This is a genomic window from Peribacillus sp. FW305-BF15 (assembly GCF_058783805.1).
In genome coordinates, this window is sequence record NZ_JBYSYV010000003.1 from 189,429 (window position 1) to 204,566 (window position 15,138).

18 protein-coding genes are annotated in these 15,138 nt (G+C 43.1%); 3 read left to right on the plus strand and 15 right to left on the minus strand.

Going from position 1 to position 15,138, the window contains the following annotated elements; translation table 11 throughout:
* Nucleotides 1-27 precede the first annotated feature (27 nt).
* The 4 genes from AC3WLU_RS04230 to mobA are packed head-to-tail and all read right to left on the minus strand — an operon-like array spanning nt 28 to nt 2,385.
* Nucleotides 28-1,047, minus strand: coding sequence for a MoeB/ThiF family adenylyltransferase (locus AC3WLU_RS04230; protein WP_492596856.1), 1,020 nt, complete (start codon nt 1,045-1,047; stop codon nt 28-30).
* A gap of 24 nt (nt 1,048-1,071) precedes the next feature.
* On the minus strand, nt 1,072-1,305 hold the full coding sequence (gene moaD, locus AC3WLU_RS04235) for a molybdopterin converting factor subunit 1 (RefSeq protein ID WP_492596857.1): 234 nt from the start codon (nt 1,303-1,305) through the stop codon (nt 1,072-1,074).
* A complete protein-coding gene (locus AC3WLU_RS04240) occupies nt 1,298-1,762 on the minus strand; it encodes a molybdenum cofactor biosynthesis protein MoaE (protein ID WP_268591307.1) in 465 nt (154 codons plus the stop codon). The genes moaD and AC3WLU_RS04240 overlap by 8 nt, the downstream gene beginning before the upstream one ends.
* A 2-nt stretch (nt 1,763-1,764) precedes the next feature.
* Nucleotides 1,765-2,385, minus strand: coding sequence for a molybdenum cofactor guanylyltransferase (mobA, locus tag AC3WLU_RS04245; protein ID WP_413003216.1), 621 nt, complete (start codon nt 2,383-2,385; stop codon nt 1,765-1,767).
* Nucleotides 2,386-2,755: 370 nt separating this feature from the next.
* Between mobA and pdxK the strand changes: the two genes are divergently transcribed.
* The 3 genes from pdxK (at nt 2,756) to bshB2 (ending at nt 4,821) form a co-directional block, all read left to right on the plus strand.
* A complete protein-coding gene (gene pdxK / locus AC3WLU_RS04250; RefSeq protein WP_170946897.1) occupies nt 2,756-3,583 on the plus strand; it encodes a pyridoxine/pyridoxal/pyridoxamine kinase in 828 nt (275 codons plus the stop codon).
* 124 nt (nt 3,584-3,707) lie between these two features.
* Nucleotides 3,708-4,055: a YojF family protein gene (locus AC3WLU_RS04255; RefSeq protein WP_034315946.1), complete on the plus strand. Its 348-nt coding sequence runs from the start codon at nt 3,708-3,710 to the stop codon at nt 4,053-4,055.
* A 100-nt stretch (nt 4,056-4,155) separates the two neighbouring features.
* On the plus strand, nt 4,156-4,821 hold the full coding sequence (gene bshB2 / locus AC3WLU_RS04260) for a bacillithiol biosynthesis deacetylase BshB2 (RefSeq protein ID WP_034315960.1): 666 nt from the start codon (nt 4,156-4,158) through the stop codon (nt 4,819-4,821).
* Between the two features lie 151 nt (nt 4,822-4,972).
* Here bshB2 and AC3WLU_RS04265 read toward each other — a convergent pair whose 3' ends face one another.
* From AC3WLU_RS04265 to AC3WLU_RS04315, 11 genes are all read right to left on the minus strand, one after another.
* Complete coding sequence (locus AC3WLU_RS04265) at nt 4,973-6,178, minus strand: MFS transporter (protein WP_268935960.1); 1,206 nt, start codon at nt 6,176-6,178, stop codon at nt 4,973-4,975.
* Between the two features lie 18 nt (nt 6,179-6,196).
* Entirely contained in the window at nt 6,197-6,616 is a 420-nt protein-coding gene (locus AC3WLU_RS04270; protein ID WP_053536927.1) for a MarR family winged helix-turn-helix transcriptional regulator, read from the minus strand.
* Nucleotides 6,617-6,995: 379 nt separating this feature from the next.
* On the minus strand, nt 6,996-8,084 hold the full coding sequence (locus tag AC3WLU_RS04275) for a PQQ-dependent sugar dehydrogenase (protein WP_492596858.1): 1,089 nt from the start codon (nt 8,082-8,084) through the stop codon (nt 6,996-6,998).
* 27 nt (nt 8,085-8,111) lie between these two features.
* Nucleotides 8,112-8,978 carry a Cof-type HAD-IIB family hydrolase gene (locus tag AC3WLU_RS04280; protein WP_440439634.1) on the minus strand — a complete coding sequence of 289 codons (867 nt, stop codon included), beginning with the start codon at nt 8,976-8,978 and terminating at the stop codon, nt 8,112-8,114.
* Nucleotides 8,979-9,144: 166 nt separating this feature from the next.
* Entirely contained in the window at nt 9,145-10,263 is a 1,119-nt protein-coding gene (locus AC3WLU_RS04285) for a PRK06851 family protein (RefSeq protein WP_492596859.1), read from the minus strand.
* 89 nt (nt 10,264-10,352) lie between these two features.
* Nucleotides 10,353-10,829, minus strand: a complete 477-nt coding sequence (gene ybaK / locus AC3WLU_RS04290; RefSeq protein ID WP_264639919.1) for a Cys-tRNA(Pro) deacylase — start codon at nt 10,827-10,829, stop codon at nt 10,353-10,355.
* A gap of 213 nt (nt 10,830-11,042) precedes the next feature.
* The gene (gene gntK, locus AC3WLU_RS04295; protein WP_492596860.1) at nt 11,043-12,587 is read right to left on the minus strand and encodes a gluconokinase; all 1,545 of its coding nucleotides are present in this window, start codon (nt 12,585-12,587) and stop codon (nt 11,043-11,045) included.
* A 315-nt stretch (nt 12,588-12,902) separates the two neighbouring features.
* Nucleotides 12,903-13,226, minus strand: coding sequence for a GntT/GntP/DsdX family permease (locus tag AC3WLU_RS04300; RefSeq protein ID WP_492596861.1), 324 nt, complete (start codon nt 13,224-13,226; stop codon nt 12,903-12,905).
* Between the two features lie 132 nt (nt 13,227-13,358).
* Nucleotides 13,359-14,057 carry an ATP-binding protein gene (locus AC3WLU_RS04305; protein WP_492596862.1) on the minus strand — a complete coding sequence of 233 codons (699 nt, stop codon included), beginning with the start codon at nt 14,055-14,057 and terminating at the stop codon, nt 13,359-13,361.
* Entirely contained in the window at nt 14,054-14,548 is a 495-nt protein-coding gene (locus tag AC3WLU_RS04310; RefSeq protein ID WP_413007747.1) for an ECF transporter S component, read from the minus strand. Before AC3WLU_RS04310 ends, AC3WLU_RS04305 begins: the two co-directional genes overlap by 4 nt.
* A 2-nt stretch (nt 14,549-14,550) precedes the next feature.
* Nucleotides 14,551-15,135 (minus strand): cob(I)yrinic acid a,c-diamide adenosyltransferase, encoded by a 585-nt coding sequence (locus AC3WLU_RS04315; RefSeq protein WP_098864429.1) that lies wholly within the window; start codon nt 15,133-15,135, stop codon nt 14,551-14,553.
* Nucleotides 15,136-15,138: the final 3 nt, after the last annotated feature.

The following is a 15,138-nucleotide window of genomic DNA, read 5'->3' on the forward strand; positions in this document are numbered from 1 at the left end:
ACCTGGGGCCTCGTTTTTTTATGAGCATTATCCCAGGATGCTTTGGTATGCGGCCTTTGCATGGACCATATCCTTCGTACCGTGAATCAACGCCCTGCCATCCTTGAAAATGACGATACGTTCCCCAGCTTTTTCACAGGAGAGAAGAAATGGATTGAATTTCACCAAATAACCGCTGCCGTCCAGATCTTTGGCTAATTTTTCAAGTTGCAGTTCCAGAGGTTTTGGCGGTCTTACCTGTACAGTGTCCCTCCCGCAAAGAACAGCCGTTTTCGTTGCATTTTCCATTGTTAAAAAGGGGTATGTCCTCTGCTCTCCGCATGAGAGACAATCTTTCTTTTTCGCTTTTGTCAATTTAACGGTTTGGTATTGATTTCTCCACAGATCAAAAGAAACTAGTGCAGGCCGTACCGATTCCCAATCTTCAACAAGGATTTTCAAAGCCTCGGCAGTTTGGTGTGCCACTACCATCGTAACAGCTGGTGATATGATCCCTCCTGTGTCACAGGTCATTCCTTGAATCGGAATCGCTTTAAGCAAACAGTGCAAACATGGAGTCTGCCCGGGAAGGATCGTCAAAGTCATGCCCACGCTCCCCACACATGCCCCATAAATCCACGGTATATGAAGCTTTTGTGATAAATCATTAATAATCATCCGTGTCTCAAAGTTGTCGGTTGCATCCAATATCAAATCAACATCACCAAGCAGCCGTTCGAGATTCTGGGCAGTTGCATCCATGATGATGGCATTCACTTCAACTTCATGGTTGATATCCAATAAATGACGCTTTGCCGCCTCTGCTTTTGGCAGTTTCTCCGCGACATCCCGTTCGTTATACATTTGTTGGCGCTGTAAATTACTGGTCTCGACATAATCCCTGTCGACAATGGTAAGCTTCCCTACTCCTGCACGAGTAAGGGCCTCGGCATTAGCAGATCCCAAAGCCCCTGCACCAAGAAGCAAGACATGCTTCTTCATAATTTTCAATTGGCCCCCTTCACCAACTGGGGCGAATAAAGTTTGCCTTGAATATCGCTCTTTCACCGTGAGCCCTCCCTTCCGGACGCTTCACCCTCCACTTACTGGCGGAATGAAAGCAACTGTATCTCCATCAAATAAAATCGTGTCATCATCAGCAAATTCCTCATTGACCGCTGTCATCACGGTTTCAAGACCTTCCAATTGAAAATCCACTTTCATCTTTCCTTTTAGCTGGGCAACACTCATTCCATTTCCTTCTATTGAAACAGTCTCTTTGCCTAGCTCATCTTTCAATTGGGCAAACAAAAGTACATTAATCATCAATATCCTCCTCTTCCGGTTTCCCTGATGGATATGGAACGGTTTCCAACTGGTTTCCTACCCAGGTTTCCCCATCTTCCCAATGTTCTTTTTTCCAAATCGGGACGATTTCTTTAATTCTTTCGATCGCATACCTATTGGCCTCATATGCATCATTTCGGTGTGGCGTACTAACGGCAATAACCACTGCGATATCCGTGATTTCAAGTTTACCTACACGATGGGTGATCGCCGTTTCTGCATCAGGCCAACGCTCCTTGATCTCAGATCCGATTTGCTCCAATTTCTTGATGGCCATCGGTACATACGCTTCGTAAATTAAGAAGAGGGTCTTTTTTCCTTTCGTCATTTCCCTCACTGTACCAATAAAAGTCGTGACGGCACCCGCATTTCGACTGACTACTTTATCAATCACTTCCTGGATGACAATCGGCTCTTTTGAAATATTATAATTCATGTCTACCATCCTTTATATAATTCAGTTTGATCAATATAATCTGCCTCTTGATAATCTTCCCTCGTATTCATATTGAAAAAAAGGTAGTGAAATTGTTCAGGATTCTCGCGATATAACGTAAAGTCGGTTTCTTTCATGATTTTCACCGAGATCTTTTCCAAGAATAGACTCATTTTTAATTCATGTTTTAATAAACACTCCGTCAGTACAGGAAGACACCTTTTATGGTAAACAGCAAAAAGCGGCTGGAGCCTGCCATTTATTTCTGGAATGACAGCATCGAATCCAGGTTCATAATGGGTAATGATATCCTTTATGGCATCTGCACTCACAAACGGCATATCGCACGCTGCAAGGAACTGAAGCTCCGTTTTCGATGAGGTCAGCCCTGCATGCAATCCGCCAAGAGGTCCTTGATCTTTATGTAAATCCTGAATGAGAGGAAGTTGCAGAAAATGATATTCTTCAAACGTATTCGTAATGACCATAATGTTTTCTGACACCTTTTTCAACTCGGATGCCACTCTTGAAATGTTCACAACGCCGCCTACGGTCAAAAGTGCCTTATTCACTCCCATACGGCTTGATTTCCCGCCAGCTAAAAGCAACATGGTCCACTCCATAGAAATCAACCTTCCTTTTTTGGGTTTAATCCAGCATCGAACGGAAAAGCTATACTAAATGTGTCTCCACTATATTTAAATATTTTAAATCAAATTTGAAAATAATGACACTTTCACAACCTTTGCTTTGTCCATCAAAAGTTGGAGGCAGGGTCCGAAGCTAAAAGTGCATGCTGACATCCATCCAATTTCCTTAATTACAGGTTCGAAAAATGACTTATACGAGGCGATTGCCCTTCCTTCGCCAAGACACTCATAGTAGGCTGGAAACTAAGTTTTACATAAAAGAAATTTTGGTATATTCTAAAAATAGGATATTAACTGGTATGCTGATAATATCGATATCTAATTCTCCTGAGGAGGTCACATAATGACTATGAAAAGAGCTATGACAGTTGCCGGATCTGATTCGAGCGGCGGCGCAGGTCTTCAAGCAGATTTAAAGACATTCCAAGAATTCGGCGTTTACGGTATGTCCGCTTTAACGACAATCGTGACGATGGATCCGAAGAATGGCTGGGCCCATAATGTATTCCCTACACCGGTCGAAGTTTTGGAAGCCCAAATCGAAACGATTCTATCAATAGGCATTGATGCCATGAAGACAGGAATGCTTGGATCAGTGGAAATCATTGAACTTGTTGCCCGTAAAATAGATGAGTTGAAGCTGGACAAAGTCGTAATCGATCCAGTTATGGTATGTAAAGGTGAAGATGAAGTATTGCACCCTGAAACGGCTGTAGCACTGCGCGAACTGCTTGTTCCACGTGCAACTGTAGTCACACCTAACCTGTTCGAGGCCGCTCAGTTAGCGGGAACTGCTCCTATCAAGACGATTGATGATATGAGGGCTGCAGCTGAAAAGATTCATGCACTTGGCGCAAAATATGTCTTGATCAAAGGCGGTAATAAGCTTGATCATGATAAAGCCATCGACCTTTTATATGATGGACAAGAATTTGAAATCCTTGAATCGGAAAAAATCGAAACGACCAATACACATGGTGCCGGCTGTTCATCTTCTGCCGCCATTGCAGCTCAATTGGCTGAAGGGAAAAGCCCGCGTGAAGCTATCCTCGTTTCCAAAGACTTCATCACCGAAGCGGTTCGCCATTCTTGGAAAATGAATGACTATGTCGGACCCGTCAATCATGGCGCATACCATAAATATGGGGTTGCGGAAAAAACACAAAAATAAAACATCAAGTTTAATGGCCGCTCAAATTCATCGAGCGGCCTTTTTCGCTTTTTTTGTTTTTATCTAGTAAAATAGAAAGAAGGAAAAGCTTATCTAGCCGCCCAGTTAAGGAGGAAATTATCGAATGAAACCTATAGACCGTACAGAGGTGCAAAATGCCATTGATTCTTTCGCCGGACAAGATGTATATCTTCACCTTGAAACGACAAATGGCGCCTATGCCACTCATGTAGATGAAGCTTTCTTCTCGGCAGGTGCTTATATTCGTAACGCTTTTATTCAGTATGAACATGGCAAGATAGTTGGGGATGGACCCTATCGCATCGGCTTGAAGCTCAATATTGGCTGGGTATATGCAGAAGGCGTTAACCACTTCGAAATGGATGAACAGGGGAGATTGCTATTGGCAGGCCTTGATTTTTCCGGAAAGCTTGCTGTCTCCATGCAGCTCAGTCCCACTCCCTTTGAATGATGACAACTTGCTTGATATATATCATATGATGATTCCGATGAAAACTCCCATTCACCGATAAACATACTTACTGTAAGTAGTACGGAAGGAGAAATATACCTTGGAAAAAGAACGCCATGTATTAGTTATATTCCCACATCCCGATGATGAAGCCTTCTCGGTCTCCGGAACGCTTGCCCTTCATAGAGAAGCGGGCACTCCTGTCACCTATTTATGCTTAACTTTAGGAGAAATGGGACGTAATTTAGGAAACCCTCCATTCGCAACAAGGGAATCGCTTCCTAAAATTCGTAAAAAGGAATTAATCGATGCAGCAAATGCGATAGGCATCCAAGATTTACGCATGCTTGGATTGCGTGATAAGACGATTGAATTCGAAGATGATGAAAAGCTGACTTCATTATTCACCGATGCCATCAATGAATTGAATCCTTCATTGATCATTACGTTTTACCCAGGATACAGTGTCCATCCGGACCATGAAGCGACAGCACGGGCTGTAGTTCGGGCCGTGGAAAGAATGGAAGAGAAAGAGAGACCTAAACTTCATTGTGTCGCCTTCTCGAATAACTGCATTGACGAACTGGGACAGCCCGACATCGTCCATGATATCACTGCCGTCGAAGAAAAAAAGGTAGCCACATTCACTGCCCACCGTTCGCAAACGGAAGCAATGGTGATCGATTGGAAAGAGAAATTCGAAAATCAGGATGCAGATTTCCTAGACTGGATCCGCAAAGAAAGATTATGGACCTATAAATTTTAAGAAAACCGCCAATAAGGCGGTTTTCTTTGTTTATGGCATAAAAAAAACGCCTGTTGGATTACAGGCGGAGAAAAGGGGGATACTTTGGAAAATCAATCATAATATAAGCATCTCCAAAATACTTCTTTTTATACAATCCTATTGAAAAAATTTAGGCAGACAAGCGTTCCTCATGCTGCATTTTCACTCTTGCCGAGGCTTTTTTTCCATGTGCCAAGTAATAAATGCCAATAAGTACGAATGCAAAAACCGACATTCCCATGAATAACCCTTTGAACCCTGTAAATGGAATAAGGAATCCCAATAGGAATGGACCAACACCAATACCGAAGTCATACATCGTAAAAAATGTGGATGTGGCTAATCCCATCCGATTTGATGGGGCTTCCTTGATGGAAATCGCTTGACAGCTTGATTGGAATGTACCGTACCCCACTCCGATCAAGGCGCCGGCAATCAGAAGCGTGATACCATGATGGGATTGACTGAGGATGACCATACCGACGGCAAATAGTAAGAGCGATGGGTAAATAACTGCATTTTCCCCCTTCACATCAAACATCCGTCCTGTAAACGGACGGGAAGCCAAAAGGAAAACAGCAAAAACGACAAAGAAAAAGCTCGCCGCATCCATTAAATCCATTTCCTTCGCAAAAGACGTTAAATAGGACAAGATGCTCGAATAGGTAAATCCGGCAAACCCGATAAAAATGGAAATGGGCAGTGCCCTTTTTTCAAAGTAATCGCTGATTTTAAATCCTTTTTGTGGCGAAGCTCCGCCCTTATCCCCCTCAGGCACATTCATGAATAATGATGCAACTAAAGAAAATGCGGCAAATAAGGAGGCTGCATAGAAAATGATGGAATAACTGAAATGCTGTGTTATCAGCAATCCAATGAACGGACCGAATGCCATTGCCAAGTTGGTACTCATGGCAAAGTAACCCGTACCTTCCCCGCGTCTTTCATTCGGAATGATATCCGCAGCAATCGTTCCAGTTGCCGTAGTGGCAAGGCCAAAAGCAAAACCTTGAATAAACCGATCGATCAATAAGAGGGATAAACTATTCACCAGGAAATAGCCGATGGATGCGATCAGGAATAGAACCAACGAGCCAAGCAACATCTTTCTGCGGCCGATCTTGTCAATTTTTTTCCCTGCAATCGGTCTGACAAGCACAGCCCCCAGAACAAAAATACTTGAAGCAAGCCCTGCTTGTGCTTGCGACGCATTAAAATTATCCATCGTATAAATGGTCAATGTCACCATCAGGACATAAAAAGTTAAAAATAGAAAAAAGTTCACAGACGAAACAATCAGAAAGTCTTTCGTCCACAATTTCGGTTTGTGATTCATTTCAATCCTTCTTCCTTACTATTGTTTTAATTTTTCCTTCAGGAAAATCAACGTACGTAACGTTGCCTCCCGGTCTTCTTCAGCCAAACCGCTCATTAATTGAAGTTCAAATTCCTCAACTACCTTTTTGGCCTCTTGATAAGTCCTTAAACCTGACTCCGTTAACTGTATTCTCCGTTCCCGTTTATCTTTTCCTGGAACTTGTTCAATCAACTCAAGCTCTTCCAGCCGGTTTACCGTCCTAGTTACCGTCGGTTTCTCCACATCTAAATAAGTGCTTATTTCAACAAGCGTAGAACAGCCGAACTGACTCAGATAATATACAATTGACCATTGGGAATGATAAAGATCAACCTTGGCCAATTGTTCATTTAACTTTTTCGTAAATGACCTTGAAAATTGTAAGTTATGATGAAAAAAACCATTTTGAAAGGACAAAGGTATTCCTCCTGTAAAGTAGTTACCTAGGTAACTATACACCTATTCAATAAAAATGTCTAGCCCTCAGGAAGAACAAAAACAATCGTAGGGACACAGTATCCTCAGCTTCTACACCACTTCCGAGACAAAAAAATACCCTTTTCAGGGGATTCGCGCTTTTACTCGTGAATTTCATGCTTTTACTCGTAAGTTTCATGCTTTTACTCGTGAATTTCACGCTTTTACTCGTAAGTTTCATGCTTTCACTCGTGAGTTTCATGCTTTTACTCGTGAGTTTCACACCTTTACTCGTGAATTTGGTGCCATACACAAAAAAGAAACCCCGCTATTGGCGAGGTTTCCCAAATATATGCTTCTTTTCTGCTCATTGATCACATCAAGGCATATTTAACCGAGATAGCGGCAAACGATATAGCTTATCATCCTTTTCATCAGGATTTCCTCGGCCGTCCGTATTGTTGCTTATGAAATATATGAATTCTTCATCAACGAATACATCACGTATCCTTCCTGAGCCCGTTATGATATTGGTCAGTTTTCCGCTCTTTACATCGTAACTCTTTAGCGCTTCGCCCCTTAAGGCTGCAAAATAAAGCTTTCCGTCAAAATAGGCCATGCCTGAAGGAGCCCATGTATTTTCACCGGAATGAATCAATGGTTTTACCATATCCGGTTTCTGCTCATCGCCCTGTATCTCTGGCCAGCCATAGTTCTTACCGGGGTCAATTTTATTTAATTCATCGTGGGCCGAATCTCCGTGCTCACTTTCATACAACTGGCCTGCTTCATCCCAAGCCAGACCTTGTGGATTGCGGTGACCGTATGAATAGACATATGAATTCCCGAAAGGATTATCTTTAGGAATGGTGCCATCCAGGTTCAAGCGCAGAATTTTCCCGCCTAAAGATTCTATGTCCTGTGCAATTTCAGACTTTCTTGAATCACCTGTTGTTGCATATAGCTTATCATCCGGTCCAATCTTGATCCTGCCGCCATGGTGGTAGTCCCCGCTTGGTATTCCGTCGATTAAGGTCTCCATCTCCTGCCATATATCATCATTTTTTTCTAAAATGACGATGCGATTGATGGAATTCCCGCCCTCTTCATAAGTATAATAGGCGAAAGCTTGCCCGCTCTTAGAGAAATCGGGAGCTAGCAAAAATCCAAGCAATCCAGCTTCCGATTTAGCCGACAATGTCTTTTTAAGATTGACCTTTTGCCGTGTCATCTTATCCTTGTCCCATTCGACGATTGTTCCAGTCCGCTCTGACACATACATTATGTCCCCATTCTTCTGAATCGACCACGGGGCCTGCAGGTTCGTTACCAACACATCCGGATCTTCCCCTAAAGTGCCTGTCACTTCCTTGTCAGGATTCGGCTGGTTTTTGCTTTCGTCATCATTCAAGTTGCAACCAGTTAAAAACAATGTCGCCATAAGGAAAAATAAGAGCATTTTTTTCAATGTTCTTTCCCCCTTTGATTCATGAGTTTAATAGGCTGACTGTTTAAGTACCTTTAAAATTGCCTCCGCGACGCCTGATTCATCATTCTTGCCTGTTACTGCATCACACAGTTTTTTAATTTCGAGCGGGGCATTTCCCATTGCGACAGACAAACCTACCCGTTCAAACATGGATACATCATTATAATTATCCCCAATAGCCATGGTTTCCTGCATCGAGCCGGATTTTCCATTCACATATGCTTCAAGTGCCGTACCTTTTTGAGCCGTTTCACTCATGATTTCTACATTTTCACGTCCTGATGAAGTGACTGTAACTCCCTGTCCTTCCAATTTCGAAGCAATTTGATTTAATAAAGTTAAATCCTTTGAGAAGCTGAGAATTTTATAATATTCCTCAGTCGAACGGCTGAATAACTCGGAATAATCGGAAATGGAAGTTACCTGTCCCAGCTGTAAACGCTGCTCTGCAAATTTTCGCATACCCTCAGGGTCAATGTCGGGATTGGCTGTAACGAATACATCAACCAAAACAGATATTGCGTTTTCATAGTCTTTGGAATAAATCCCCTGACTCGTATATATTTCGAAATAAATCCCTTGTTCTTCGAGGAATCCAGCGACCATTTTAGCAGTGGCTGCTGACATTGGATTGGAAGCGGCAATCTCCCCTTCCTCCGTGAAGAGGGCCGCACCATTTACACAGATGACAGGGCAAACGATGCCTGCTTCATCTAAAGCGAACCTTGCTTCCACATAAGATCTTCCAGTAGCAATGATCACTTCCACTCCCTCGCTTTGCGCCCTCAGGATTGCTTGTTTATTTTCCTCACTGACCTTTTGCATTTTGTTTAGCAATGTTCCGTCCATATCAATCGCAATCGTCTTAATCAATTCAATCGGCCCCTTTTTTCAATATAATCCCTATTTTAACCGAAAGGGCATGGATAAACACGTTTAACAAACCCGTATATATTCTTGATGTGGCTTCAGGGGTTAAAAAATCCTTTTATGTATATAAATAAACTGCGCCTATTTAAGGTAGGCGCAGTTTATTTTCTTAATGTAGAATCGTTTTTCTATCGGCATCTTGTGCCCGTTCAGTAATCTGTTCATTGATGTCTTTTTGAATATCATCGATGGCTGTAAAATCCATTGCTTTTACATAAATCTTTTCGAGTTCGTCATGCAGCTCTTTTGCCTTAGCCAGATTTGCTGTCGCTTCATTCATTTTTGTCCGATACCTGGTGGAAACATCCTTTAATTGATCGGCATATATTTCATCTGTTCCTGGCAAAATGGCCGTTTTATATATATCAATGATTTCGTCCCCTCCACAACTCGGGAAATATTCATGAGGCGATGTGCTGTCAAAGATGGCGATTCCCACCTCCCGGACGATTACCATGTCCAAGCTATGCGGATCGAAACCACAATGATATATTTCCACATCAAAGCCCCTTTGCTCCGCAGCCTTTGCAATCTTCTTCAGCATCGTTGATTTCCCTGAACCTGGACGCCCCTTTAAAAAGTACCGTTTTTGTATTCCCTCAGTAATATTGGGTATGAAATCAACTGCACCCGTTGGTGTAGCTGCACCTAAGAATCGGTGACGAACATCCGACTTCTTATTAAGGACGATATCTCTATAAAAGCTTTCAATCAATTTATTGGTCAACCCATTCAATTTTACGAAATCAATATTTGACTTGTAAATGTCTTCCCATTCATCATGTATCTTTAATGCTTCAGCGAATAGGGTATATGCTTTTTCGAAACTCTTGCTTCTTGCATTCGTCAACTTTATGATGGCCGCTCTTTCAGAAGCCAGCTGCTGGGAATCCCAGGCAGCCCCAAGATTCACATATTCCTCAATCGCCCCTGGTGCCTTCGGCTCAATCACATGCGGCGCAGTCCCATCCACGATACCGATTTTCAAAGCCGGTATGATTACTCCATCAATGGAATCGTTATCGGACGAACAATGTAAATACTCGATGTCATAGTCTTTATCCAGCCATTCTTGGCCGATTTTTTTCATAATGGTCGATTTACCGGAACCAGGTCCGCCTTTTAATATGAATAATCTTTCCAGATCTTTTAAATTTGAATCATATAAACTATAAAAACCTTTAGCCGTATTGCCTCCAGCAAAATAATTCATCACTTTTCCTGTCACTTTCACACTCTCCCTCACAATAAAGATGTGATATTCAAGACAGCGTATGAAAAAAGTGCCTAATAGGTGAATACCTAAAGATAAACAATTTATTTTATTAGGGCTGCAGATTCCGCTTGTGTGACTTCCAGGAATTCTGACGGTTTTAAAACGATCTGTGTACCGATTTTCCCTCCACTTACGATGATTTCAGTCAGGTTTGCTGCACTTTCATCGATAAAGGTCGGGTATTGTTTTTTCATTCCGATCGGGGAACAGCCTCCCCGAATGTACCCTGTGTATTTTTGCAGATCTTTAACCGCAAGCATTTCAATTTTTTTTGCACCTGCGGCCTTCGCTGCTTTTTTCAAGTCTAGTTCGGTGGCTACAGGAATGACAAATACGTAAAGCTGCTGGGGTCCGTTATGGGTGACAAGCGTTTTAAAAACGGTTTCTGGCGCTTTTCCAATCTTGTCCGCAACAGTGATCCCATCAATTTTTCCATCGCGGGCATCATAACTCACCATGCCATACTCTATACGTTTGTTATCAAGAATTCGCATTGCATTCGTTTTACTGGCTCCCATAAGAAATTCCCCTTATCGTTTTATTCCATCTTACCATTTTAATTACCAGGCAAAAAGAAAAGCACAGTGCTTATGCATTTGTGCTTTTAGACTATAGACAAATTCGAGGAAAAGCCTGTTTTCCTCAGTTTTTATTAAAAAAAGTTCCAGTCGTGTTCTGAAGTCCGCTCTCTTTTCGACAAATTGAAGCTCAGTGCTCATTCATCCTAAGAGTCATTCTAAATGGCGTCTTTGGAAATCCGCTATCCTCTTGTAGTCGCCTTCCAATTGCCTGCTTACGGATAAATAAATTGACATCAATTCTTCATACACTTTGACGTTCTCTTCGATCGGGACAAGTTCATTCGTTTCACCAACCATACCCTCAACCTCATCAAGGCTTTCGATTTCGCCTAAAGCATATAATCCAAGAACGGCGGCACCTAAGCTCGAACTCTCAAAGCTTTCTGGAATTGTCACGTTTTGATTGAATATATCAGCCATGATTTGGCGCCAGAGCTTCGAACGGACAAATCCGCCGCTTGCATGAATCTTCTCGGGAGCACCAGTCAATTCCTTTACGGCTATAAGGACACTGTACAAGTTGTACATTACACCCTCCAGTACTGCCCGGACCATATGGTCACGAGTGTGATGAAGCGCCAGTCCAAAGAAGGAGCCCCTTGCATCGGCACTCCATAATGGTGCCCGTTCCCCTGCCATATACGGATGGAATATCAACCCATCAGAACCAGGTGCAATATTAGAAGCCATATCCGTCAGAATCTCATAGGAGTCCTGTCCCGAAGCCTTTGCTTTTTCGATTTCCACACGGCCCAATTGATCACGTGCCCATCGGAAGGTGATTCCCCCATTGTTGACCGGTCCGCCGATTACCCAATGATTCTCAGTAAGGGCATAGCAGAATGTCCGGCCTTTGGGATCGGTAAGCGGCCTGTCACTGACGGTTCTTACCGCACCGCTCGTTCCGATTGTCACTGCCAGAACGCCTGGCTTGATTGCGTTTTGACCTAAGTTGGCAAGCACGCCATCACTCGCTCCAATCACAAACGGTGTACCAGCATGAATGTTCATTTTTGAAGCTAATTCCTCACTTAAACCTGAGAGGATATGCGTTGTAGGGACAAGCATCGGCAGCTTATCAGCCCCAATTCCAGCAATGGTGAGTGCCTCTTCATCCCAATTCAGGTCATTCATGTTGAACATGCCCGTTGCAGAAGCGAGTGAATAATCCATTACATACTCATTGAAAAATTTATAGATGATGTATTCTTTAATTCCTATAAATTTGTCCGTTTCGTTAAAAATTCCGGGGTGCTCATTTTTTAACCACATTACTTTCGTGATTGGGGACATCGGGTGAACAGGCGTTCCGGTCCTGTGATACAATTGCATCCCCTGTTCCGAAGCCTTCAGTTTCCTCGCATAGGCAACACTTCGATTATCCGCCCATGTAATGCTATTCGTCAGCGGGTTGCCGTCCTTACCCATGGCGATCAAGCTATGCATCGCCGAACTGAACGATATCAATCCCAGTTCTTGCTTTTCTATTCCGCTTGCAATCATGACCTCGCCTATAGCAATGATGACCGCTTTATAAATTACTTCGGGATCTTGTTCCGCAACGGAAGGAGTTGGACTGTGCAGAGGATATCCCCTTGAACAAGATTGGACAACTTCCCCCCCTTTTGAAAAAAGAACAACTTTCGTACTCGTCGTGCCAATATCGATCCCCATCATATAACCTGAATGCTTCATATATACATCCGCTCCTTTCTCTTAAACAATTGAATTCAATAGTAAGATTAGGATAAGTGAAACGACTGATATAGTCATTTCCATAACCGTTCAAGTCTTTATCGTATGTGCGACTGCTGACCATCCAAAATCTGCTCCATTCACATGTGATGGAGTATTGGACCGGCAATTTACTATAACACCAGGACAGCAGATTTTATCATGGCTGTAACGAGCTAGCCCAACAAATCAAAGGATGCCTCTAGACTGACTTGCAATGGCTTCATTCACCAGCTCTTGCCATACATTTTTAAATGCACCGCCCGCCCCAATAATCTAGATGATGGAGGCAGCGGACATGAATTGGTTTTGCTCCCCTTTATTAAAACCTCTAGCGCAACCTAATGTAAAGAGTGAAACCATGAGGCGCAATGATTGGTTTTCCAATGAAATCAACCCATCATTCCATTTTGAATCTTCACCAAAGCTCCGATCAACATTACCAAGAGTAATACCTACCCCTGTCTGAACAGCATCTGCAACATCCCGAATATCCATACCTGTGATGATCCCTAAAGTGACGGAAGCGAGCAGTAAGGCAATAATGGGTTTCTTTTTACTTTGGCATGATAAAACCGGGCAACAAGCCCACCTATCCAAATAAACAAAACATCTTATTCAAGCATTCACTCTAAATAGGAAAGGAATCCATCAAGGTAAGATCTCAATGAAAAAAGCATCGAACCCGTTCATTATGAACTAAACTCGATGCCTGATTCAGTCTTGGATCGATCAACCGCCAATAAAAAGAGGACCGGATCTTTGCTTGATTTCTTCCTCCAGTTGTTCAGGATAGGCAATGAGGAAGCAGGTGGATGGTCCTGATGATTTTTCAATATCGACTTTATTCCTTATATGCATAGAAACACCTTCACCACTTTGATCAAGATGTCCCCATTCATACGCTATCCCTTTTGAGCCGACTGGAAGTGCCTGAACACCTACCATTTCACATAAGCTTTTATATAAAGATAATGGTGCGACCCATTCTTGCTGTTCCATAACTTCCTCTCCAACGAGCGGCCTGCCGATCAGAGCGATTTTCCGTAAGGGCTGTTGCTTTTTAACACGTTCATTCACTCGTTTACCAATCACTATAAGACCAAGTGCCGACTGAAGAAGCGGCATGTTACTTTCTGTGCTGCCAGTGATGGGAAGATCCTCCATTCCCAATTCATACAGCCCCTTCCTGACACCCCTGGTCAAGTCCTCCCAGGCTTCATCACCGCAGAAATTATTTAGTACGACGGATACGGGTCTTCCGCCAACGCCCAGGCATTCCATGACGGCAACCCGAAAGGAATAATATCCAACGACCTCATAAGGGACATGGACAAGATCTTTTTCCTTCAGCCCGATCCCGCCGCTATTGTCACTTGAGACGATCAGGGAATCTGATTCGGAAAATGGCAAAATCAATGAATCACTCATTCTGCTAATCCATCTTTAAAAATGAGTTTTTTCAAAACAGGCTCCAAGCGCGGCAATAAAAGGACTGCCAATACTACATTTACCGCCGTCGCCACCGTTAAGCCCGGAACCAATAACGTGTAAAAGCCAGGGCTGATCAGAAATGCGAAAGGCAGGGCCAAAACGAAGGCATTACTGATAAAGAAGAGGAAAAATGCGCCTACTTTTTTCCCGTTTATATATAAAATGCTAAACATCCATGTCAGGACAGCCATTTCGACCATGATCAAAAAGTGGAATGGCCCAAGTGTCATGCCGCCGATGAACGCTGAAATGATATGACCAAGCCCAGCAACTATAGCCCCCGATACCGGGCCAAGTATGACAGCCGCCAAAAGGGCCGGAAAACTATCCAAAGCGATGCTTCCGATCGGTGAAGGGATTTTAATCATTGCCCCTACCGCCGATAAGGCGACGAATATAGCAATTGCACTAATTTTTCTTACATCCATATTTACTCTTTTTCCTTTCTTTTCCCTCCCCGGAACACATTAGCGCTGCGGATATATTCCACATCTTTTACACCAAGACGGAAATTGATCACACGTGCAACAGCAAAGAAGTAATCCGACAAACGATTTAAATATTGAAGTGATAATGGCGAAACGGCCGCACCCGACTTGATCAATGAAACGACCAGCCGTTCTGCTCTTCTTGTCACGGTTCGGGCAATGTGAATCGTTGCAGCCGCTTTTGAACCGCCAGGCAGGATAAACTTTTCCAATTCCGGCGCTTCAAGTATGAAGGCATCTATCCGTTCTTCCAAATAGGTAATGGCCTCATCCGTCAGCTTTTGCGGGGCTTTCTCAGAAACAGTTGCCAAATCTCCGCCGCAGTCAAATAACTCATGCTGGATTTTCTCTAGATCGGCCAGTACATCCGTAAATATCGCAGGATCCAATTCTGTCACCGCAAGACCGATATAGCTATTCACTTCATCCACCGTTCCATAAGATTCAACACGGATGTCATCCTTGTCAAGCCGACCTCCGATTACGCTGGTTTGTCCCTTATCCCCTGTACGTGTATAGATTTTCATCAC

Coding starts and splice junctions, on each gene's coding strand:
- moaD (WP_492596857.1), bottom strand. CDS start 1,305: ATGATTAATGTACTTTTGTTTGCCCAATTGAAAGATGAGCTAGGCAAA.
- AC3WLU_RS04240 (WP_268591307.1), bottom strand. CDS start 1,762: ATGAATTATAATATTTCAAAAGAGCCGATTGTCATCCAGGAAGTGATT.
- mobA (WP_413003216.1), bottom strand. CDS start 2,385: ATGGAGTGGACCATGTTGCTTTTAGCTGGCGGGAAATCAAGCCGTATG.
- pdxK (WP_170946897.1), top strand. CDS start 2,756: ATGACTATGAAAAGAGCTATGACAGTTGCCGGATCTGATTCGAGCGGC.
- AC3WLU_RS04255 (WP_034315946.1), top strand. CDS start 3,708: ATGAAACCTATAGACCGTACAGAGGTGCAAAATGCCATTGATTCTTTC.
- AC3WLU_RS04265 (WP_268935960.1), bottom strand. CDS start 6,178: ATGAATCACAAACCGAAATTGTGGACGAAAGACTTTCTGATTGTTTCG.
- ybaK (WP_264639919.1), bottom strand. CDS start 10,829: ATGGGAGCCAGTAAAACGAATGCAATGCGAATTCTTGATAACAAACGT.
- gntK (WP_492596860.1), bottom strand. CDS start 12,587: ATGAAGCATTCAGGTTATATGATGGGGATCGATATTGGCACGACGAGT.
- AC3WLU_RS04305 (WP_492596862.1), bottom strand. CDS start 14,057: ATGAGTGATTCATTGATTTTGCCATTTTCCGAATCAGATTCCCTGATC.
- AC3WLU_RS04310 (WP_413007747.1), bottom strand. CDS start 14,548: ATGGATGTAAGAAAAATTAGTGCAATTGCTATATTCGTCGCCTTATCG.
- AC3WLU_RS04315 (WP_098864429.1), bottom strand. CDS start 15,135: ATGAAAATCTATACACGTACAGGGGATAAGGGACAAACCAGCGTAATC.